This is a genomic window from Lysinibacillus sp. GW823-FHT06C08, assembly GCF_058795135.1.
Genome location: NZ_JBXAHN010000001.1, coordinates 1,123,187 through 1,145,801, shown reverse-complemented (window position 1 = coordinate 1,145,801; position 22,615 = coordinate 1,123,187). Strand labels below are relative to the sequence as shown.

At 35.4% G+C, this 22,615-nt stretch carries 23 protein-coding genes; 18 read left to right on the top strand and 5 right to left on the bottom strand.

What is annotated here, in order from left to right:
- The first annotated feature begins 7 nt into the window (after positions 1-7).
- The 17 genes from AC1Q6O_RS05360 (at position 8) to AC1Q6O_RS05280 (ending at position 16,282) form a co-directional block, all read left to right on the top strand.
- Positions 8-493 (top strand): PAAR domain-containing protein, encoded by a 486-nt coding sequence (locus AC1Q6O_RS05360; protein ID WP_216604595.1) that lies wholly within the window; start codon positions 8-10, stop codon positions 491-493.
- A 27-nt stretch (positions 494-520) separates the two neighbouring features.
- Positions 521-1,669 carry a hypothetical protein gene (locus AC1Q6O_RS05355; protein ID WP_171365205.1) on the top strand — a complete coding sequence of 383 codons (1,149 nt, stop codon included), beginning with the start codon at positions 521-523 and terminating at the stop codon, positions 1,667-1,669.
- A gap of 66 nt (positions 1,670-1,735) precedes the next feature.
- Positions 1,736-2,485, top strand: a complete 750-nt coding sequence (locus AC1Q6O_RS05350; protein ID WP_342532380.1) for a hypothetical protein — start codon at positions 1,736-1,738, stop codon at positions 2,483-2,485.
- 124 nt (positions 2,486-2,609) lie between these two features.
- Positions 2,610-3,209, top strand: a complete 600-nt coding sequence (locus AC1Q6O_RS05345) for a hypothetical protein (protein ID WP_036124504.1) — start codon at positions 2,610-2,612, stop codon at positions 3,207-3,209.
- A gap of 18 nt (positions 3,210-3,227) precedes the next feature.
- Positions 3,228-3,569: a hypothetical protein gene (locus tag AC1Q6O_RS05340; RefSeq protein ID WP_171365208.1), complete on the top strand. Its 342-nt coding sequence runs from the start codon at positions 3,228-3,230 to the stop codon at positions 3,567-3,569.
- Positions 3,570-3,586: 17 nt separating this feature from the next.
- A complete protein-coding gene (locus AC1Q6O_RS05335; protein ID WP_342532379.1) occupies positions 3,587-4,666 on the top strand; it encodes a hypothetical protein in 1,080 nt (359 codons plus the stop codon).
- A complete protein-coding gene (locus tag AC1Q6O_RS05330) occupies positions 4,666-5,877 on the top strand; it encodes a discoidin domain-containing protein (RefSeq protein WP_492400985.1) in 1,212 nt (403 codons plus the stop codon). Before AC1Q6O_RS05335 ends, AC1Q6O_RS05330 begins: the two co-directional genes overlap by 1 nt.
- Positions 5,878-7,329 carry a discoidin domain-containing protein gene (locus AC1Q6O_RS05325; protein ID WP_492400984.1) on the top strand — a complete coding sequence of 484 codons (1,452 nt, stop codon included), beginning with the start codon at positions 5,878-5,880 and terminating at the stop codon, positions 7,327-7,329.
- A 75-nt stretch (positions 7,330-7,404) separates the two neighbouring features.
- Complete coding sequence (locus AC1Q6O_RS05320; RefSeq protein WP_492400983.1) at positions 7,405-8,616, top strand: discoidin domain-containing protein; 1,212 nt, start codon at positions 7,405-7,407, stop codon at positions 8,614-8,616.
- A 1-nt stretch (position 8,617) separates the two neighbouring features.
- Positions 8,618-9,547 (top strand): LamG domain-containing protein, encoded by a 930-nt coding sequence (locus AC1Q6O_RS05315; protein ID WP_492400982.1) that lies wholly within the window; start codon positions 8,618-8,620, stop codon positions 9,545-9,547.
- A 44-nt stretch (positions 9,548-9,591) separates the two neighbouring features.
- Positions 9,592-11,898, top strand: a complete 2,307-nt coding sequence (locus AC1Q6O_RS05310; RefSeq protein WP_492400981.1) for a LamG domain-containing protein — start codon at positions 9,592-9,594, stop codon at positions 11,896-11,898.
- A 31-nt stretch (positions 11,899-11,929) separates the two neighbouring features.
- Positions 11,930-13,855, top strand: a complete 1,926-nt coding sequence (locus AC1Q6O_RS05305; protein WP_492400980.1) for a DNRLRE domain-containing protein — start codon at positions 11,930-11,932, stop codon at positions 13,853-13,855.
- Positions 13,856-13,876: 21 nt separating this feature from the next.
- Positions 13,877-14,326: a hypothetical protein gene (locus AC1Q6O_RS05300; RefSeq protein ID WP_089986636.1), complete on the top strand. Its 450-nt coding sequence runs from the start codon at positions 13,877-13,879 to the stop codon at positions 14,324-14,326.
- Complete coding sequence (locus tag AC1Q6O_RS05295; RefSeq protein WP_089986637.1) at positions 14,319-14,819, top strand: hypothetical protein; 501 nt, start codon at positions 14,319-14,321, stop codon at positions 14,817-14,819. The genes AC1Q6O_RS05300 and AC1Q6O_RS05295 overlap by 8 nt, the downstream gene beginning before the upstream one ends.
- Before the next feature lie 17 nt (positions 14,820-14,836).
- Positions 14,837-15,118 (top strand): phage holin, encoded by a 282-nt coding sequence (locus AC1Q6O_RS05290; protein ID WP_170844154.1) that lies wholly within the window; start codon positions 14,837-14,839, stop codon positions 15,116-15,118.
- Positions 15,118-15,801, top strand: coding sequence for a M23 family metallopeptidase (locus tag AC1Q6O_RS05285; RefSeq protein WP_492400979.1), 684 nt, complete (start codon positions 15,118-15,120; stop codon positions 15,799-15,801). The genes AC1Q6O_RS05290 and AC1Q6O_RS05285 overlap by 1 nt, the downstream gene beginning before the upstream one ends.
- 109 nt (positions 15,802-15,910) lie before the next feature.
- Positions 15,911-16,282: a hypothetical protein gene (locus tag AC1Q6O_RS05280; RefSeq protein WP_008174304.1), complete on the top strand. Its 372-nt coding sequence runs from the start codon at positions 15,911-15,913 to the stop codon at positions 16,280-16,282.
- Between the two features lie 90 nt (positions 16,283-16,372).
- Here the strand turns inward: AC1Q6O_RS05280 and AC1Q6O_RS05275 are convergent, their stop codons facing one another.
- From AC1Q6O_RS05275 to AC1Q6O_RS05255, 5 genes are all read right to left on the bottom strand, one after another.
- Positions 16,373-17,107, bottom strand: coding sequence for a hypothetical protein (locus AC1Q6O_RS05275; protein ID WP_043989737.1), 735 nt, complete (start codon positions 17,105-17,107; stop codon positions 16,373-16,375).
- A 175-nt stretch (positions 17,108-17,282) separates the two neighbouring features.
- Complete coding sequence (gene phnE / locus AC1Q6O_RS05270) at positions 17,283-18,089, bottom strand: phosphonate ABC transporter, permease protein PhnE (RefSeq protein WP_096363930.1); 807 nt, start codon at positions 18,087-18,089, stop codon at positions 17,283-17,285.
- Between the two features lie 10 nt (positions 18,090-18,099).
- Positions 18,100-18,915: a phosphonate ABC transporter, permease protein PhnE gene (gene phnE / locus AC1Q6O_RS05265; protein WP_164908685.1), complete on the bottom strand. Its 816-nt coding sequence runs from the start codon at positions 18,913-18,915 to the stop codon at positions 18,100-18,102.
- On the bottom strand, positions 18,872-19,675 hold the full coding sequence (gene phnC / locus AC1Q6O_RS05260; protein WP_008174314.1) for a phosphonate ABC transporter ATP-binding protein: 804 nt from the start codon (positions 19,673-19,675) through the stop codon (positions 18,872-18,874). The genes phnE (AC1Q6O_RS05265) and phnC overlap by 44 nt, the downstream gene beginning before the upstream one ends.
- 83 nt (positions 19,676-19,758) lie before the next feature.
- Complete coding sequence (locus AC1Q6O_RS05255; RefSeq protein WP_237068753.1) at positions 19,759-20,832, bottom strand: PhnD/SsuA/transferrin family substrate-binding protein; 1,074 nt, start codon at positions 20,830-20,832, stop codon at positions 19,759-19,761.
- Positions 20,833-20,983: 151 nt separating this feature from the next.
- Here AC1Q6O_RS05255 and AC1Q6O_RS05250 point away from each other — a divergent pair, with 151 nt between their 5' ends.
- The gene (locus tag AC1Q6O_RS05250) at positions 20,984-22,576 is read left to right on the top strand and encodes a bifunctional metallophosphatase/5'-nucleotidase (RefSeq protein WP_089986640.1); all 1,593 of its coding nucleotides are present in this window, start codon (positions 20,984-20,986) and stop codon (positions 22,574-22,576) included.
- The last annotated feature ends 39 nt before the right edge of the window (positions 22,577-22,615 follow it).

Here is a 22,615-nt window from a genome sequence, read left to right as displayed (position 1 = left end):
TGTTAGCATGCCTGAAGTATCAGTAAGAGGTAATAAAATAAGTAGCTCTATTGCTAGTAAGCACGTTAAAGTAAGGAAACCTAATAAGCCCCAGTGTGTTCCAGAATATATAGATGGTCAATATTATGGAGGCTATTGGGTGGGAGATGTTTGTTTTGGTATCGAAATCCCACCTAGCTCGCCCTATGATGAGCTAGATATCGACGCAACTGTGGAAGGGACCATTGATGATGGAGCACCTACTGTTTTTGTGAATGGTAAGGAAGTTGCATTTTCAGGTGCCAAAACACAGGAACAAGATTCATATACTGTTCCAAGTGGCTGGTCTTATGTCAGCGGTGGACATTCTAGTGCCAATGGTTCTGTAAGCTCAGGTAGTTCCAAGGTATTTGTTAGTGGTAAACAGCTTGCTAGAAAAGGTGATTCTGTAAGAACACATGCAAGCTCCAGTGCTTCTATACAAGAAGGATCTAATAATGTGTTTGCCAATTAAAATTCACTTGGAAAGGAGGTGAGAAAATTGTCACTACCTACTAATTATTTAGAATTTAATAATCCTATTCATATCGTTTGGCGAAAAGGAACACCCAACGACCCTTACATCGATCGACTAGATATCGCTCGTGTTGTCAATCAACGTGTTTTTTTATTAGAAATTCCTGATGAAATGTATAAGGTTAGAATTTCAGGTATGTTTGAAATTAATTATGAAAAATTCATCAAGCACAACTTAGAAAAAAATGAATTTTATGTAGACTATACTAATGGTTTTGTTTATTTCCATGCAGTGAAGGAAGCAGAAACAATGTCAATGGTGTACAAAGGAAGAGGATTAATCCTTTACCCCTCTACACGAATTGTCCATTATGATGGTACCAATTCTACCGAAACACTTCACGAAATCATTGAAAGAAGTAAAATACAAGTTCAAGATCTAATTGATCGAACAGATAACTATGAAGAATACTTAAAAAAACTGGTCATTGCTATTAATGAATCCAATCATGCCACTGACCAGGCTTTAATTGCCACTCACAATGCTAATGAAGCAACTGAACTAGTAAGAGATGCATACGAAACAACAGTTTTAATTTATCAACCATTTATTCATACATATGATGACATTGCTAAAAAATTCCCCCATCCTGAAGTTGGATGGACAACACAGGTTTTTGATACAGGCATACGTTATCGTTGGAATGGAAAGGCCTGGATTCCTATCGATGCCTTAGGTGGAAATGTACCTTTAGCCAACGAAGTAATAAATGGATTAATGAGTAAAGAACAATTCGTAAAGCTTCAAAATATAACTGAATTTGTAAATGAGAAAACAATTGTATTCATTATTCCAAAAGATATTTTGCAAGGCGTTCAAGACCCACATATCATATTTGATTGGGACGGTGAAATTGTTGATATTCAAGCATCGATTTCTATTTTAGGTTCAATGCCTACCCCTATTCAAATACAAAAATCATCGAACTTCATTGATTGGTTGGATATTACAGTCAACCCAGTAATCATTGATGAAGATCGTTATTTAAATAATCAAGTATATACATTAAGAGACAGTTTGGTGAGGAAGGGAGATGTGTTTAGACTATACATCCCTTCTTTTTCTGTTGATGCACAAAATTTATCTGTCAATGTAAAAGTAGCATTGAAATAATTTATAACTCACTCATAATACCCTCACAATTTAATTTAAATAATACAAGGAAAGTAGGAATTTAAAATGACAAACCAACCTCAAGTATCATGGTATGAAGGTGCTAACACAAAAGCAAGCGAAGTAAAAAACACAGTAAACTACAATACTGTCGATGCAGATTCTCATTCACACATAAAAGTCTTTTATATTTGGAATAATCGTGGTGGTACAGAAGATGTTTCTAAGATGGAGGAAGTAGTTTTCACTACTCGTGACCGTCAAGGCGGGGATGGTAGCCAAGGGAATGTCGTTGAAGCTGTTCGTGACAACTGGTTTCATGTGCGTGTTGATAGTCTGAATGAAACAGGTTGGACACCTGTTGGTAAAGGTGGCGTTAATACAGTCAACCCTCCTGGAACTAAGGATTTAGGAACAACAGGTACTACAACAAATGTGAATGCTGCGACTGCTCATGTTTGGTCAGCTTCTAAGGATTTGACATTAGATACTTATGTTCAGCCAACAGTAGCTAATGGTTACATTTATAAAGTAACGAAAGCGGGTACTACGGGTGGAACAGAGCCTACATCATGGGTGAAAGTTGAAGGAAATCCTGTAGTTGATGGAACGTTAGAATATATAGCTATTCAAATTGAGAAAAAACCTAATGCAAAAGAGATTTTAGGTTTAGCTAACAACACTGACGTTAATGGTAGTAATGCAGACTTTGCAGGCGGTAACTTTGTCCAGATTTCTGTTTTCGCAGATGTGCCTATGACCGCTTCGGCAGGTAAAAATCTGTTAATGCAACGCGTTTCATACCGTTATGTGTAAAAGGAACATAATCATATTTAAGAAATAAAATAATTATTCTAAAGGGTAAGGGGATTTCTCCCCTACCCTTTTTTTATGGATTTATTAAAAGAAAAACTTCAATGCAATGAAGGAGATGATAAAAATGTTATTCTCAAGCTCAGAAAATGCTCAAGCAATCGGCATTCCTTTTAATTGGAATGCTGATTATGTAAATGGTAAAAACTATGCTGAGTATGACCTACTCACGCATAAGAAAAATGATTATTATTTAATTCAGAGAAATCAGGTCATACGTTTTGGTTTGTTTGGTCAAGGAATGAAATTTTTCTTCGAAATGACCGATGGCTCTTTTAACCTAAGTGGTAAAAGAATTGAAATCGAGTATATTGATGAAAACGGAAAAACGTTTCATTTAACAACAAATTTTGCAGACAAAGACCTTATTACATATAAAGAAGCCTACTCGGACTTCAATGGTGTACAGGGTGCTGTACAACGCTCAGATATAAAGTCCATTAATTTTGGCTATAAAACAACTTACAGGAAAGATGATGTTCAATTATTCTTTCAGCCTATTGTCTCAATTCCCTTTAATAAGAGTGCGTTCATTGAAGTTAAGCTAACTTCCAATAAAACAATGGACGGTCATTTGGTATTCAAAACAAGAGGGATTGAGGTGGAACGCTTCTATGCCCCTTTAGAAGCCAATCGAGCAGGTCAAATTAATTGGACAATCAAATAATAGAAAGCGAGGAAATACATGATGAAACGATTTTGGTTACATCTTCCCGATAAAAATGATTCCTTAGAAATAACAACCTCTAATAACAAGCTATCTTTATTTGAGTCTTCAAATGAAAAAGTTTACACAATAGAAACAGGAAAACATTCACTAAACAAGCTAATAGACGCCCTTGTCAAAAACGGTTTAAACGCCAAAATTGGAGAAATGAAAGCACCAAAAAATAAAAAACTATTGGTGTTGTTCTTAGATAAATCATATACAAACATAAGTGGGAGTTTTGTTACTTTTATGGGTGGCATCGAATCTATTGATACTGGCGATAGACAAGATGACCATATAATCATACTCAACAATTAAGAAAGGAAAATACTCATATGGCTCTTATAGGTGGTAATACAGAGAAGAAAAAAATAGGTTTATCTATTGGTGTCTCCGGAACACATGATAAAACAAAGATCAACAAAGACACAGGTTTTTTAGAGTTAGTGGATATTGATGTAGATGGTGAAGGAAAACCTATCTATGTAGAGCAAGGCTCGTGGACTTCTGACGTTATTAATCTAGGAGATATTTTTCAAGATTTCGAGAAAGTATTTACAGACAGCAAAATAAATGGTGCAAGCTCTTTCGCTGTGTTAACAAGAGTTTCATCAAACAATTATGATTGGTCTGATTGGGTTGCTATTGCGGAAGATGGAACTATTCAATCTGCTACTAAACAGTTTATTCAGGTAAGGATTGACCTGTTTGCAGGGTTTGTAACTGACTTATTCTTTATTGCTAAGAGAGACTTTAATATCAATGAATTTCTTGAAGAAAAGGAAGTAAAAATAGGTGGATATGTTGTTCCTAAATTAACATCAAACACTTCGTCAACAGAAGGCTTTGCATTTGCTGAAACAAGATATAGCGTTAATTATGACTCATGGTATGCATTTGACAAAGTAGATAGAAGTGAAGGATATTGTTCTGCTAATGGAGTTAAAACAGGGTTCTTAGGCTTTTATTTTATTAAAAGGGGTGTAGTAGCTTCTAAATACAAAATTAGAAGTTGCAATGTTTTGTCAACAATGATTAAATCATGGGTTCTTCAAGGCTCAACTGACACAACAAATGGCACTAATGGAACTTGGGTTGACTTAGATAAACAAACTAATCAGGTTTGGACTACAGGGTACACTGATAAAGTATATGAAGTACCAATATCAATAAGGGCTAATTATATTGCCTACAGAATTAAGTTTTCTGAGATAAATGGCGGTGATTATGCAGGTGTAGGAGAACTAGATTTCTATGAAGATGGAACAACTTCATTAAGCCTTAAACGAGATTACGTTCTTGATAAACAAGTAGATTCAACTTGGTCAGACACAGGGAGTTTACACAGAAAGAAAATCACCCGTAGCCAATGGCAAAGAATAGATAGACTAAATGTAATGGTGGTAGATAATTAATGGAAAAAAGATACACTGAGAATTTGATACCCTTAATGACAAGCTATACTACCCCTTTTGGAAAAGTAGATTATGGCGGAGATGCTTATTTGGTATATGGTGGATACAACTATGAACCATATCATCTGTTTGGCACAGGTCAGTTCAGTTCGGCAAGCTCAAAAGGCATATGGGTTTCATATGAGTTTGAAAAACCTGAGAGGATTGTAAAATACACACTAAGAACACACAGTTGGTTGTACGAAAGAAGCCCTAAGAGTTGGACATTCGATGCTTGGGATGGAACACAATGGATAGTTTTGGACACTAGAGATAATCAACCACAATGGACAAACACCGATAAAAGAGAATATGAAATAAAAAATAGTTATTATTATAAAAAGTACAGAATAAATCTCAAAAACAGTTGGGGTAGCTATATCCATCTAAGCAGAATGGAAATGATGGGAGAACTACCGAATAAATCATTTATTTTACATGAAGGTGAATATAAAAAATTCAATCCAAAGATACTAGGTAAAGACCCAAAAATTGATGTTGTTCCCAAAATGACAAGCGACACTAGCCCATTAGGAAAGGTTACTGCTAGGGGTGCTTATAATCCTGCATGGCAAGCATTTGATAAGGATAGTTCAACATATTGGTATGATAACGGCTCTAGTGCAAGCAATCCATCATGGCTTCAGTATGAATTTGACTCTCCAAAAATAATAAATAAGATTGCATTAGATTCTCTTATAATTACAGGAAGTGCATATGGAATAAAAGAATTTACCCTATTGGGCAGTAATGATGGTTTAAACTATGATAGTCTTCTATCTGTTGACAACCATCCTAATAGAAGTACTAAAGAAACTTATCAATTCAATAATAAAAATGAGTATTTAATATATAAGCTTAAATTCGGATTAAGCTACCATAATTACTATACATTAGTTAGTTCATTTGAAATGTATGAAATGGCTACTCCTAACACACCTGCTTTTTGGTCTACAATATCTACTACTGTCCCTACTTCAAATCAATTTATCGAGAAAGGTATTGATTCTTTATTTCCCTTACTAAATAGAACTTTAACACAATTAGAACCATTCCCAATGATACAAAGAAATGACATTTTAGTGTCAGGAGAAGTTGGCAAGGTGTTCAGCAAAACTATTGACTTAAAAAAATATTTTGATATTAGAAGCATAAGAACCGAGGTGAAATAAATGCCAACTATTAGAAACAATAAAAAAGATTTTACATTCAACAATATCTATTATGTAGATTCCTTAAATGGCTCAGATTCAAACGATGGTAGTAACAAATCTCCTTTGCTAACAGTCAACCACGCCATATCTAGGTGTTCATTAAAAGGTGACGCTATTTTTGCAAAAGCAGGTACTCATGATGTTACTAGAATTGCAGGTGATTTTGACTCAGGTGGTCTTTGGGATGATAATAAAGAGATTTATTTTTTTGGACTAAAAGAAAAAACTATTTTTCTATGTGATGGCACAAAACATAGTGGTAGAGATACACATTGTATTATGTTTAAAAACTCAGAAACAAAAGTATACAACATTACTTTTGATTTTAAAATAGGCAATAGAAATGGTAACAACTATCAAAATTCTATCTGTGGTATTGGTGGTGGAGCTGTAAAAGGAGAGCTTGTAAATTGCTTATTTAAAATTGATAGCCTAACTCCAAACTTCACCTATTCAAATAATGCAACTTCTACTACAAAATTTACTAATTGCGTATTTGATATTAAGGCGAACTTTGTAGGAAGTTATTCAGGCTCAGGGTTTACTATCGAAAACTGTGTCACTAATTTCACATTCTATAATGAAGGAACTAGGAAAAACATTTATAACAAAGTTACTTTTGACTCAAGTTATCACATTACAAACTATAATGAACTAACTTTAAATATTGGTGTCTATGCAGGCTCTTATTCTTGGACTTATTCTTGGGCTTTAGGTTTAACTCTACTTAGGGCAAATAATAAAACATATTCACTAGAGTCAATCAGTACAATCCACGAAACAAAAATGACTTCTAATAATGCACCTTCTCCATTAGTAGCATCTGCTAGTGGACAATATGGGTCAGGATATGAAGCATATAGAGCTTTTGATGGCAATTTAAACAACACTTGGATTGGAGCAGGAAGCCTAAAAACCGGTTGGATACAGATTGACTATGGTGTATCTTCCCCAAAGATTGTAAATGTTTTAGAGATAACTGGTCGAAACTCAACGGTTCTTACAGATAATGTTAAAGATTTTAATATACTTGGCTCTAATGATAACGTTAATTTTGATACACTTGCACAAATTAGAAATCAAATTGATTGGGCGCAAGTAGAAACTAGAAGATTCGAGTTTAAAAATGAGAAATCATACAGATATTATAGAATACAAGTATTAGATAACAATGGCTATTCTTATGTAGCAATAGGAGAGATTCTATTTTCTTATCAAAAAGCAACTCTATTTGAAGTTCCTGCCTTGTCAGTAAGCAATTATGTTAAGTATGGAAAAAATATTATAAACAATATAAATATACCTATTTTTAATGAAAAATACATTTTACAAGGTGATTATTCAAAACATGAAGAAGGTCTTTGGACAAAACAATTAGATAAAAAACCACTCAGCATTAGTTTTAATTAGTGCTGATTTTTTTTTGGAAATAAATTAGATGAAAGGGATGATAATATGAGTGCATTTAATAACATAATACCCATAATGACCTCAGATACAGCCCCTAGTGGGCAAGCTTTTTCGAGTGGAATTTTAAGCGCTAGTTATTTTAGTTTTTACGCATTTACTAGCAACCTAGCTCAATCATGGACTTCCTCTCAAATTGCCTATCCTCACTATTTAGGATACAAGTTTGATAGCACTAGTGAAATTGGTGGATATTCAATCTCAAGCAGAAATCTTGATGGCAATGATTTAACTGCTATGGTAAGAGATTGGGAGTTAGAAGGCTCAAATGATGGCTTTGTCTACACAAAAATTGATTCTCAAAGAAATGTAGTTTGGGTTTCAAAAGGAGAGGAAAAAATATTTCAACTTAAAGAAAAGGTGTCTTTTTCTTACTTTAGGATAAAAATACTATCAAATAATGGGTATTCTTCAACAGTTAGTACAGTAGGTAGACTGCAACTATTTGATGGAAAAAGTGTAAAAACAGAAAAAAAATTAACAATCAAAAGTGCAAGCACAGATGAACTCTATTCCCTTTCAGACAACACTCTTATACACCTTCCTGATAACACAACTGAAAGCATTATTGAATATGGTTTAGAACAAGGTAAGTATATTCAATTAGATGTGCCTTTTGATAAGCATAAATACTTTAACGACACACCTGTTGATGGTGCGAGTGGTAAAGTGTTTACACACGATATTGGAGTAATTAACACTTTGAGTATTAAAGAGTTTGCAAAGAACATGGATTTTAAGCCTTTATACAATTGGTATAACACCAGAATGACTGCTAATAACGCTCCTTCTCCCTTAGTAGCTTTTGCTAGTTCCGAGCAGAGTGCTACTTTTTCGGCTTGGAAGGCATTTGATGGAAATGTCATGCCAATAGATAATCAAAGTTCTTGGTCAGCTTCTATAGCTAATAGAAACGGTACACTAGCTCTTAATTTTGGTTTTAAAAAAATGTTTGACTGTATTCGTTTGACTGCTTTAGAATACACGACATCTCCAAAAGACTTTCAAATACAAGCTACCAATGATAACACAGGTACTTGGACTACCCTATTAAATGTTACCAATGAGGTATGGAGTCAATCAATATCTAATGAAACTAAGGTGTATACTTTCGACAATACAATAGAGTATCAATATTATATGATAGTCATTACACAAGTAAGCGCTCCTAATAAACAACCTATGGTTACAGAGTTAGTTTATGGAAATGTCAATAGAGAGGTGAGTTAATATGGCAACAACAGAGCAACTAATGACACAGTATGGTGTCGCATGGTTTGGTTTTGATGAAGATAGTGGTAATGTATACGATAAATTAGGATTGGGTAGTTATGTTGGCATAGATGTAACAGCAACTAGAACAGTTGGATGGAATGGTGATGGTAATTCTTTATTTTTCAACGGTACAAGTAATTCTGTATCTATGAATTTTGGCTCTAACCTATTAGGAGAGTTAACGTTTAAATTTAAAATTAAGATAAATCAAAATAATAATACAGAATATGTGTTTGCAACGCATAACAATGCCAATACTCAGAAAGGCTTTAATTTCTGTAAGATAACAGGCGATACTTTAAGATGGAATTTCTACAATGAAGCGAATCAACCGAGCTTCGTGTTAAATTCGTCAAATAAGATAACACCGCAAGTTTGGTATGACGTTATGCTGTCTTGGAATGGAAAGGCAGGCTCTCTAGCTTCTATGTACATCAATCAAGAGTTAGCAGGAGTGGTCAGAGCAGAGCGCCCTAACAACGGTAGTACTTTTAACTTAGCCATAGGAAGACTGTCTAATCTATTAAATGGGTGGTTTGCAGGTCAACTAGATGATTTACAAATCTACAATAAAGCTCTCTCCCCTTCTGACTTCGAACAAAAACGCTTTGTAGTCAAAACAACAAACAATAAAAACCTTGTTTTATCCCCTACTTCAACTCGTGTGAAAGAGATTCCTAACACAGTAGAATATATGATGTTAGCTCAAGGTGGTGTAGTTAGAGAGATTGACTCAGCAGTCGATAGACCACCAATTGATTTCACTAAGCCTACAACTGAATATGAGCTTGTAACTAATAACAGAACACCATTAGGAAAAGGTAGAATGTTTACAATTCCTATTAGTGGTGATTTTAAAACAGCAATGATTGAGGACAACTATTAATTTGGTTGTCCTTTTAATATGGAAAAATATTGGAGGTCAATACAATGGCTAATACAAAAGATAATTTAAGTAAGTATGGTAAATCTTTAATCGGTTTTGATGAACCTAGTGGTAATGCTATGGATTCTATTAGTGGATATACAGGAACATTAACTAATGCACCCACAAGAATAGATGGGTGGAATGGTAAAGGTTCTGCATTGTCATTTAATGGAACTAACCAAAGCGTTTCTTTTCCACCTTCTTTTATACCATTGGGTAAAAAAAGCATAAGATTCAAAATAAAATTAGGGGCGTTACCAACAAATTACTCTTGGGTTATGGCAAATGGCTATAATGGGCAAGACTCATTCAATGTCTTACTAAGAAATAATGGAGCAATAGGATTTAGTGTATCTCAGGCTACAGGAGCTCTAATTAACTTTGGTGCAATGATACCGAATGATAATAAATGGCATGATATTTTATTTACTTGGACAGGAGATGCATCTGTTGACGGTGCAAAGATATATGTTGATGATATGACAAATCCTGCTAATAAAACTACATCAACAGGGCTAGAAGTTACTACAAGCACACGTAATTTTATATTGGGCAATTATCCTGACTTACAAACAGGTCAGTTCTTCAATGGTCAGCTAGACTCAATTGAAATTTACGACAGAGTAATTTCCCCTATTCCTGATAAATATTTAATTCAACATAATGGTGATTACAAATATCATGATGGTACTACATGGAAATCAACAACACCAACAGAAGAAAACTTTATCCAATATGGTATGAACAATCTAAACCATATTACAGAAAAACAATGGAAAGAGCTATCAGGAAATAAGTCAGTAATCATGTGGTCTGATTTTGAAGATAAGCAATTCACTTCTGTTGTATTAAATAAAAATAGTTTTAAAGCACAAGATTTACTAGGTGATTCAGCTCAAGCGATTTACTACACTGATTCAGACACTTCTAAAATCGCTGTAGAAACAGGCGTTGATCCATATAGTATCTATGACTATATTGGTGAACTACCTACAGTGGCCATTTATACAGAGTCTAATGATGATATTGTTGTATCGACTAATGTTGAGCCTTTTGATATTTATGATGAATTTGGTGAAAATGTTGAGGTTCTTTATTACACAGATGATGAAACTGTAACAAATGCTGATTTAATCCTTGAAGCTAATTGGTCGCCTTTAGATGAACTTGAAGGTGATTTTGAAGTAGTGACATGGACAGATGAAGGTTCTGATACTGCTAAACGAGTGCTTGATATGAAAGCAATCCCACAACCTCAATTCGTTAAACTAGTTAACCCTAAACGTTTGTATGGTTCTTTAGATGATGTATTTGTCAATGATATTTCACAATCCTATCGTGATGCAGCTCGTTACTTTGTTGGTAGAGAAACACCTGATAAATGGTATGTATGGGACAAAAAAGAAAAGAAATTCGTTGTTGCTGATGCTTCAAGTCCACAAAAAATCATGTTAACAGGCATGACTTACAAAGACTTAAACAATATCACTGATATGCAATGGCGGACATGGACAAGTGACCACATTAATATTGGTATGTTTATTACAGACAACCCTCGTGACACAATCAAAACAATTGTCGAAGAAATCTCGTTCGAAGACTATCTCCCTCGTGATACGACAATTATTGAAAACTCAAGTCTATACATCTTAAACACTACTGCTAAAATTGACATTTCTTTTGACACAAATGTTCTTAAGGCTGTGTTAAGTGATGATGATTTAACGCGTGTTCAATATCGTGTATTACTAAACAATGGTTACTACTACCCTTCAGATGGAAGTTTTACTAAACTAGGTGAATCCCCTCAAAATATTGAGTTAGCGATTGGTAGTAAAGACATTAGGATTGATAATTGGAACACACTTAAAGTAGAGTTCCAAGATTTCTTTGGTACTACTGATTATTGGTCTACTCAATTCATGGGAACCTATACAGGTCTTATGTTCAAAGATGTTTATGGCCAATACTTCTCTAGTGAAATCGGTGAAGTCCTTAAATATCTTGATTTTGGTATCATTATTGCCGGCCAAACTACAATTGAACATGAAGTATTCCTTAAAAACCAATATGGCTATGATATTAAAGATATTCACTTGTATGCTAATACAGCAAATTTCCCTACAGGAATGACTTGTGAATTTAGTACAAGCTCATCCCCTTTTACACCTCAACCTGATTTAAGAATAGGTGGTGTGTTAAAAAACAATGAAGAAATTCCATTTTTCATTCGACTAAAATCTGAATTAGGTTCAACGCCTGACGTTAACGGTTCATTCGACATTATCGTGAGAGCAGACAAAGCCTAATCACAATACAATGTGATAAGGAAGTGAGATTATGGAGGATCAAGATTTTGGATTAGAAACAGACATTTCCTCTCATAGAAATGAAATAGTAACTGAGAATACAATACCCTTTGATAAATCCTTTGAAGTATATACTGAAATTGAAGTAAGTCCTCACAACAGTTTTAAAGCAACATACAAACTAATTGCTGTAGGGAAAATAGAGCAAGATGTTGAGATTATAGCTAGACCTTTAAGTGAAAGTAAAGTACTAACTGAGCTTATTTCTCGTGCTTTAGACGCTAGTAATAAAGATACCTATTTAAACATCATGTATCGTGGGAACTCAGATGTTTATACGGAGATTCAGCCTATTGGTTACAATTTCTTAGAAGCAGAAATTGAAGTGCCACCACATAATAGAATGTATGCCATTTATGAAGTTCAACAACCGCCTATCGTTACAGATGTGTACAATCCTACCCAAGATGCTTTCACAAGAGAGGAAGCAGCTTACCAAACAATCAACTATGGCAACAATTCTTCTATGGTTGTTGGTCGCAGTAAGGATGATATTTGGCGTTCGTTTGTGCAATTTGACTTATCTTCTATTCATCCTTCTTATGTGCTAAAAGAATCCAATTTACGCCTATACTATAAAGGTGAAGCTCCTGAAAACCTTAAACTAGAAATACTAAATGCTAGTAGCGAGTGGTACGAAACTAGCCTTACTCACCTGAATCGGCCAATCCCTATAGATTTAATTGCAGATAAATTCACGGTTAATAGGGATCAAAGATACATCGAATTTGATGTACTTGAAATTGTTGAATCTTGGGTTTCTCTTGAAAAAAATAATAATGGTTTTATTATTCGTTTATCCAATGAAACTGCTTTTGGACAGACAATTTTCAATACAAGGGAAACTTCTTCTCCACCTGAATTAATTGTAAAATATTTCGATTCAAGAATATTTTCTCAAGGAAGAAGCCAGCAACTTACTGAAATCTTTGTCTACAAAAGAAAGCATTCCGAATGGTTTACTGAGGTCACTGTTGATTCCATTTTCAGTTTCGATAAGTTAGATACTGAAATCTATGTTCACAGACCAGAAGTTCCTTTAGATTTCGAAGCACAAGCTGAAATCACCGTCACCAAGCCATATGTTGAGACTGAGATCATTTCTTCGATTCGTGATGAAGACGAAATTTTGATTGAAATTAGTGCCAGAAGACCACTTAATAGAGAAATATTTGCTGAAGTTACGATTAATACCCCCTTTACTTTAGCTCAAATCAACTGCGCCCGAATTGACACTAGTTCTTGGGATACAACTGTTTCGGTAACACGGCCTTCTATCCATGCTGAAATTTCTGTACCATTCCATGACAAAAATGAAGTTTACACAGAAATTGAAATTAATAATATTTGGACATCTATTGTTTATACAGAACTTTTTGTAGCAAAGGATAAAATAGCAACAGAAATCACGCCTAGGGTTGGTAAAGATAGTAATCTTTTTGCCGTAGTTCATGTCTCAAAACCAAAAATAGAAACAGAAATTGAAATTAAACATAGAAATGACATTTTGGTAGAAATTGAGCCTAATATTAAGTCAGATGTTTTCACTGTAATCATTGTTTCTAAGCCTTCTATCAATGTATCTATTGCCGTACAGCTTTATGAGAAATCCGAAAAAGATACCGAAATATTCGTTAAGTTCATTCAAGATATTTTTAGTGAACTTACCGTAAAAGCTGTTAGCCAAGTCGATACTGTAATTGATATTAAAAAGGTATCTCAAGTTTATACTGAAATTTCAGTGAACAGAAGATTTGTTCAAACAGAGATTACCATTCCAACATGGGCTGACCAGGAAGTTCCGACTATTATTGAGCCTCGTATCTTAATGGTAAATAATAAACTAACAATCATTACTGTTAATGGTTCAGTATCAGGCTACGCATTTATACTGTAAAAGAAATGGAGAATATTAACTATGATAATAAAAAACTATGAAATTGGAGAATTACAATCATTCCTTTTCAATCTAATTCTTAAGGGCAAAGAATCTAGAATGCGAACTAGGTTTATTAAATTACTGGAAGATCAAATAGAGCTCTTAAAGGTAGAAAGGCAACAACTTATTAACGATTACGCTTTAAAAGATGAGAATGGGGAAATCGTTACTGAAACGAAAGAAATACATAACAAAGAAGAAGAGATTGTACTATTTCAATGTGAAGAAGCTGAAAAAGAAGCACAAATGCAAATTATGTTAATGATGAATGAGGATTTTATTATGGAAGAAACGGCAGATAAAATTGAAATGCTTACAATTTTACAAAGTATCATTTTAAACTGTGATTTAGAATTTACGGGAAATAAGGCTGTTCTCTATGATCGATTTTGTGAAATTTTTGAAGAGATAGAACTATTAAATGACTGAGGGTACTCAGTCTATATTTTTAAAGGATAGATGGATAACTACATCTATCCTTTTCTATTTTACAAAAGTTGGTGATTACGTGCAAAATGAAAAATTTGGTGAAAGATTAGCTAGTGCAGAAGTTGAAATTAAGAATCAGGAAAACCGAATTTCAAAATTAGAAGGTAATCATGAGTTATTATATCGCTTAACATTAGTATCTGAACAACAGCAAGAAATGAATAAACATCAGCAAATACAATTAAATAGAATGGATAAGACTTTTAACAACATCAATATGAATTTAACAAAATTAAATATGTCTCAAGTTGAATTGCAAGAGGATGTTAAAGATATTGGAAAGCGTGTTGACAGCATTGAAGATGATTTGAAACAGGAAACTGCTAAAGACAATCTATCAATTAGCGACATGATCAAACAATATCTACACTGGTGGATTCTCATCCCCACTGTGATAATTGGAGCTCTAATTTTGAAAATATTAGGCTTGTAAGAAAGGAATGGATATTTATGAAAATCAATTGGAAAGTACGTATAAATAATCCTCAGTTTTGGATTACAGTCGGATTATCTATTATTACCCCCCTATTTGCCTACTATGGGATTACAGGAGCCGATTTAACCACCTGGTCTAGTGTAAGGACCTTACTTGTCAACGCCGCTTCAAATCCATATGTAATCGCCTTAATGGCTGTAAGTACATATAATGCCGTTTTAGATCCCACTACCGCTAGCCTAAGTGATTCATCACGGGCTCTAAGATATAAAAAACCGAAACGAGATGATCTATAATGCTAGATTTTATTTGCCCGGTTAAAAATGCAAGGTTAACAAGTAAATTTGGATGGAGAAATATCGGATATGGCAATGAGTGGCATCAAGGCATCGATCTTGCTTCAACAGGAAAAGTTCCCATTTATGCTAGTGCTGCTGGGATAATTAGTCGCGCCCAGGTGTTAAGTAGCTATGGGAAAGTAGTAATGATTAAACATATTGTTAATGGTAAAGCCTATGAAACAAATTATGCACATTTAGATTCTTATTGTGTTCGTGTTGGTCAAAGTGTGAAGCAAGGTCAACAAATTGGCATGATGGGGAACAGCGGTAGAGCATTCGGTATCCATCTACATTTTGAAATACATAACGGAAAATGGGCTATAGGTCAGCCAAATGCAATTGATCCTATGACATATATTTCTCTAGCAAACGAAGCTAATACTATTATTAATAACAAAGGAGAGCTGACGATGTCACAATATACAGAGTTACTTACTAAAATTAACGAACTGGAGGAAGCTTTAAAAACGAAACAGGCTATTATTCCAACTCGGAAACCCGCTAAAATACATCATTCTGCTTGGGAATGGTTAAAAAATAAAGGTATAACAGATGGCTCTAATCCTCAAAATTTCTTAACGCGCGAGCAATTTGCCACAATGCTTAAAAGATACAATGATTCATTCAATAAAAAATAATTTTTTCATACCTTATACATAAAATTCTCTTCCATATAACATAAATTCATTCCCATCTAATAGAACCATGTTACAATAGAAAGGATTCTGGCAACTAAGGAGATATAGCATGAAGCTCTCGACGATCTTAAATTTCTTTATTCTAGTATTTTTCACATTATTATTTGTAAATGATTTCTTCCCTGACACAACGATTGCATCGATCTTGACTAAAAAGATAATTCTTCTCATATTAGTCGTGCTAGTGATCATACAGCTAGCCTTAGATAAAGGTCAATATAAAAAAATGTCTAAGAAGGCCTATGTTGGTTTGACTCTGTATACAGTTGGATTATGGATTGTACTAACATTGCTTGGTGGTCAGTCACAAATTGGTTTGTCGTTTACTAGCCCACTGTTTTATATCATTATTGTATTGCTTGGGTTGGATTTATTACGTATTTCGCGCCAATCTAAACGCGATCAGCCTGAGAAAAAATAAAGAGTACACTCATAGGCCTGCTCATTATTATCTGTCTATACTATAAAAAGCATGTCACCGACTGAAATTTCAATCGGCTGACATGCTTTTTTAAGATTCTAGTACATTTAAAATCTCATCCAATTCATGAACGGCTAAATCTAGGCGTTCCTTTGCCTCGATATTTTGTTGTTTTAAATGATTAAACTCTAATAAATTGTTTTCATGTTTTAATTTGATAGAAGATAAGCGTTCAATTCGGGTTTCTACCTTCTCTATTGCTTGCTCACAGACTGTTGTCCAGAGCTTCTCTGAATGTTGCATTTCTGTAGTTGATGGATTGTGCTGACGCATAATGCGTGTGTAAATGACTTCTATTGGTTCGATTAATTCTGAATAAAAATGGCGCTCCACACGAGTAGTTTGGAATGTTGGATGCTCTACCTCTTTTGCATATGGTGTAATTTGACGTAGGAGCTTTCCAGCATTTTCTCCGAAGGCATGCGATAAATTTAAAACATTCATTAGTTGCAGCAATAAACGGATTTCTTCTAGATTAATCAGCTGTGAATCAATGCTTTCCTTTAATTTTAAGGACTCCATATAGCGACGATCAAAATGCTCTATTTCGCCGTTACGTTGCTCTACTAAATGTTCACTTGCATTGTCTTTTAAGCTTTTAATATAACGAATTGCATGGTTTTTTAGCTCTTCTGGTGACAGCAAGTTGTCATTATCTTGTTGTGGTTTTTCTCGTTGAACATAAGCAAATGCATCCATTTTTTTGGGCCATTTTGCTGCTGAAGTTTCTTTTGAGACATTATAGCGTATATAAATTCCGTGCATTCCATATCCTCCAAGTCCATAAACAAGTATCTCTAAAGACAATAAATCGAATACGGTATTTTTTCAAGTAAAAAACTTATAATCAATGAAAATTCCTCTTTTATAAGAATAAATCAAAATTCCTGAATAGTCGATACTATTCAGGAATTTTACTAACTATTACCTTCTAAAAATTTTATCCTTTAACCAGTTTAGTACGTGCACGATTTGAAACATACTCCACCAGTAAAATAAGAACAACAAGCCCTAATAAGATGGCACCTACCTCTGACCATTTGTACGAATTCATAGCGAAAATTAGGGGTGCACCGATGCCTCCTGCTCCCACTAAACCGAGTACAGTTGCATCTCGCAAATTCATATCAAAGCGATAAATGACAATAGATGTAAATAACGCCGTTAGCTGTGGCCATATACCAAAACGAATTTTTTCCATTAACGTACAACCAATAGCCTCCATCGACTCTAGTATACTTTTATCTAAGTCCTCAATAACATCCACATATAGCTTTGACAGCATTCCGATAGACGTTAAAGACATAGTCAATACACCTGCAAATGGTCCAGGGCCTGTTACACGAATGAACATTAGTCCATAGACGATGGCAGGTATGGTTCTAATAATAATTAATAGAAAGCGAACAATAAATGCAACAGGCTTTGGTACAATAGTAGAAGCGGATAAAAAGGCTAGAGGGATCGCTAGCAATGCCCCTACAATAGTACCTAGAAACGCTATGGCCATTGTTTCGATTAATAAATAGGGTATACCTTCAGTTGTCACATTCATTATTAATGACCAATCAGGATTCAGCAAGCCTACGAAGATATTTTTTGCAATTTTCGTACCACTTGCCGAAACATTCTCGAAATGAATGGCGGTTACAGACCAAATAAATAATAAACTAAGTATGATCATTGTCATGATGTATGACATGCGTCGATTTGGTTGTAGTTGTAATTGCTTGTCGATAGCATTCATTACATCACCTCTACATTAATTTTTTGCGGAAATATTCGCTTGTTGTTTCAATTAGAAAAACCGTACAAACCAGCATGAGAAGGATCATCCCCACATTCTCATAGCTTCGCCATCCCAAACTTTCATTCAGAAGTAACCCAATTCCTCCTGCACCTACATACCCTAAAATCGACGCATAACGAACATTTCCCTCAAAGCAAAATAACGAGGTGGAGAGATAATTGGGTAAAATTTGCGGCATAATCGCATAACGAAATGCTTGAATTGTTGTGAGGCCCATTGAATGCATTGCCTCATATGCCCCCATATTGGCATTTTCTATTTGTTCATATAATAGTTTCCCTACATACGCTATAGTAAATAAAAAAATCGCCACTGTACCAGCCATCGTTCCAAGCCCAAAAATAAACGTCGCTATTAAGGCAACAATCAAAGTAGGCAACGTTCGTAGTAGACTTAACATAAATTTAGCTACCATGGCGATTCCTTTATATTTCGTGATAGTAGTGGCAGCAAGTATGGCAATAGGTAACGCAACTAAAGCACCTGCTACAGAGCCAAATAAGGACATTTTAATCGTATCAAATAGCGGCTGCCATAGCTTTGATAAGTAGTCCCAATTAGGTGGAATCATCTGCTGTAGGATGACAAAGAACTCTTGAATTCGATGGACAAGCACCTCTATGCTAAAGCCCGTAATACGAATTGAAAGAAAAAGTAGTACAACTATTAATAGCCACAACACAGGCAGGAATGAGCGTTTCTCCAGCACTTCTTTTCCATTAGGCAAAACTATTTTTTTCGGTGATCGCATCTTCCATGACATGTTCTGTTTCGCCTCTCCCTTGGTTCGTAGTGTTATAAATGAAGGCAAGCGTTTCCTCCGTTATTTCACTTGCCTGCCCATCAAATACAATTTCACCGCTCCGTACACCAATAACGCGTGTCGCATAGGCTAATGCCAAGTCAACATGGTGAATATTAATAATTATGGTCATGTTGAACTGTTTATTAATTCGTTTAAAATCGTCCATCACTTGTTTAGCTGTTACAGGGTCAAGTGACGCAACAGGCTCGTCCGCCAAAATAATTTGCGGATTTTGTGCAAGTGTACGAGCTAATGCCACACGCTGTTGTTGCCCCCCGGATAATTGGTCGACACGGACATACGCCTTATCCAAAATACCGACTTGATCGAGTGCCATTAATGCTTGTCGCTTTTCTTCTTGCGTAAATATGCCTAAAACTTTTCGCCATACTGGCATATTCGGCACAAAGGATACGAGCACGTTTTTCAAGACCGACACACGTGTCACAAGATTAAAAGATTGAAAAATCATGCCAATATTTCTGCGTAAATTACGGATGCCCTTGCCCTTCAGATGCTGCACATTGACTTCATTGACACGCAATGTACCTTCAGTAATGTCGTGCATTTTATTAATACAGCGTAATAATGTTGATTTTCCAGCACCGGACAAACCGATGATGGCCACGAATTCGCCCTGCTCAATTTGTAGATTAATGTGATTTAAGGCAAGAAAGCCATTCGGATAACGTTTTTCTACCTCTTTAAACTCAATCATTGAACCGCTCCCTATCTAGAAAATATAAAAGAAGAATCTGCTTTCTGCGAGTAAACCGCAGGCCACGCAGATTCTTCATTCCCTTATTTCGAACCGAGGTTTTGCACTAATTCCTGTGCCTTACGCTCGTTGTCATAGTCACTGTCTTTTGCCTCCTGATAGCCTTCATGACTATAGATAGCAATTACTTCCTTACCTTGATCTGTGTTACCAATATTCATGAAGGCCTGCTGAATTGCCTTCTTCAGGTCGTCAGTCATGACCTTGGAATTTTTACTTACACTAATAGTGTCGTTATAAATGGCAGGCATTACCCCGATTAAATCCGTCTCATCCCAAATGGAAGCAGTGCGTCCGAAATCTCCTTGCCAGCTTTCCTCATAATCACGACGTGCATCTGCATAAGTGACCAAGACATCTGTTTGTCCAGCAGCTAAACGTCCAAAGGCATTCCCATAAGAATCAGCTTGAACAACCTTCGCTAAATCAGGAATGGTTTTATCGAAATTCTCATGTAACCATAATGTAGGGTAAATATAGCCTGCTGGTGAAGAAGAGGACATAACATTCCACGTGACATTATTTAAATCTTCAAACGTTAATTTCTCACCATTGTTCACTTTCGCTGCTAATGCTTTACCTTTTTCAGATGGACCTGCCACTAAAATAGCCCTATATGATGTAGCCTGTGTTGTCGTTGGTGCTGTTGGTTTATTGTTATTCCACTCCACTGGGTTATCAGAATCATTATTTAATCCAGCACGTGTAGCAGTTAAAATTACTTCTGCGCCATCATCATATAACACATAAGTCCCTCCAGGTATTAAGCCAATATCTGTAGTACCTGCAGACAAGGCTTCCCCTACTGCTTCAAAATTAGTTCCAACGGTAATATCAATTTCACCTACATCAAAACCTAGTTTCGCAAGCTCGTCCTTTAACAAACCTTTTAAAGGTTCGGTTGCCGTAATAATTTCATCTGGATTACGAGAAGGTACAAAGCCAATCGATAAATTATCTATAGACTCATTGCCACTTGCCTCTGCAGCCACATCTGTCGTTTTATTATCTTTAGATGTGTCCGAAGCTTCATTTCCACATGCCATTAGGAACACAGTAAGCATGCATGTTAACGTGAAAAATAGTAGTTTCTTCAAAATGTTATCCTCCCTTTTTGAAATGCTTTTTCAGTATATACAGTAAATATTTTCCTAGTGTTAATAGCGCGTAAATTAATGTTTCTACTTGGTAAAATAATATTTTGATAGTGTAAATAAGCTAACTTCCTACGAAATTACTTTATATACTATGGATATACTAATGATCGGAGGATCTATTATGTCTACGAAAACGATACAAATACTTGCAACCAGTGATATTCATGGCTATATCATGCCCACAACCTTTCGACATGATCGAAATGAAGCGCTTGGGTTAGCCAAGCTTGCAACAATTATTGAAGAAAAAAGGCTTGAAATGCCAACCATCTTAATTGATAATGGTGACTTTATTCAGGGCAGTCCCATGACCTTTTATCATCAAAAATTTCATACGCAGGAACGGAATCCTTTGATTCAGGTGGCCAATGAGCTTCAATATGATGCCATCGTATTCGGTAATCATGAATTTAATTATGGACTTCAGACGTTACAATCGGTGATTCACCAATCACATTTCCCTTGGCTAGGCGCCAATATCGTGACCAAGGATGGGAGACCATTTACAAAGCCATATATCATTAAAGAAATAGATGGCATTAAAATAGCCATTTTAGGTGTGACAACACATTTTGTCACTAAGTGGGAGGAACCTCTTCACATTGAAGGACTTCATTTTGAAGATGCCTTTTCAAGTGCTAGCTACTGGGCAAAATGGATTCGTGCTAATGAACAAATTGACGTTCTAGTTTTATGTTATCACGGTGGATTCGAGAGAGATCTTGAATCAGGAGAACTACTTGAAGCTGAGGATGGAGAAAATCAAGGATACCGTATGTGTGCTGAAATAGAAGAAGTAGACATTATTATTTCTGGCCACCAACATCGTGAAATTAGCACAACCATTATGGGAAAATCAGTCGTTCAACCTGGGACGAAGGGCGTTTGTATCGCTAAAATAGAGCTAGAAATTGACATGGATCATCAGCAAAAAATCCAATCGATTTGTCATACCCCATCGCTCATTTATAGTTCAGAGCATACGCAACCTCATGATGCTGTTTGTCAGATCATCTCACCAACCTTTGAAAAAACCGAAGCATGGTTAGATGAAACAATCGGCATGATCCAAGGAGATTTACAAATTGAAGATCCATTTCTTGCGCGCATTCAGGAACATCCCTATATTGAATTTATCAACCGCATTCAAATGGCTGTGTCGGAGGCATCTATTTCCTGTACAGCTCTTTTTCATGATGAACCAGGTGGCTTCAAACAAGCCGTTACGATGCGTGACATTGTGACAAACTATATTTACGCTAATACATTAAAAGTACTTCGACTCTCAGGACAGGACATTTTACTTGCCCTTGAACAATCCGCTAGCTATTTTACGGTAACAGCAGGTCAATTGCATGTAGCGGATTCATTCCTTTTCCCGAAGGCGCAACCTTATAATTATGATATGTGGGAAGGTATTGAGTATATCTTGGATATTTCAAAGCCTATTGGTGAACGTGTTACCAAACTTTCATATCATGGTGCAGCTATAAATAGGGAGGAAGAGTTCGATGTCGTAATGAGTAGTTATCGTGCGACTGGTGCAGGAAATTTTGACTTTTTAAGAAATCGCCCTGTTGTGAAAGAGATTCAGATTGATATGACCGAGCTAATTGCCGATTATCTGTTAAAACAGCCCATTGTCCAAGCGACATGTAATCATAATTGGCAAGTACAATACTAAAAAACCCGCCAAATTCTAAATTTCACAGGAATTTGGCGG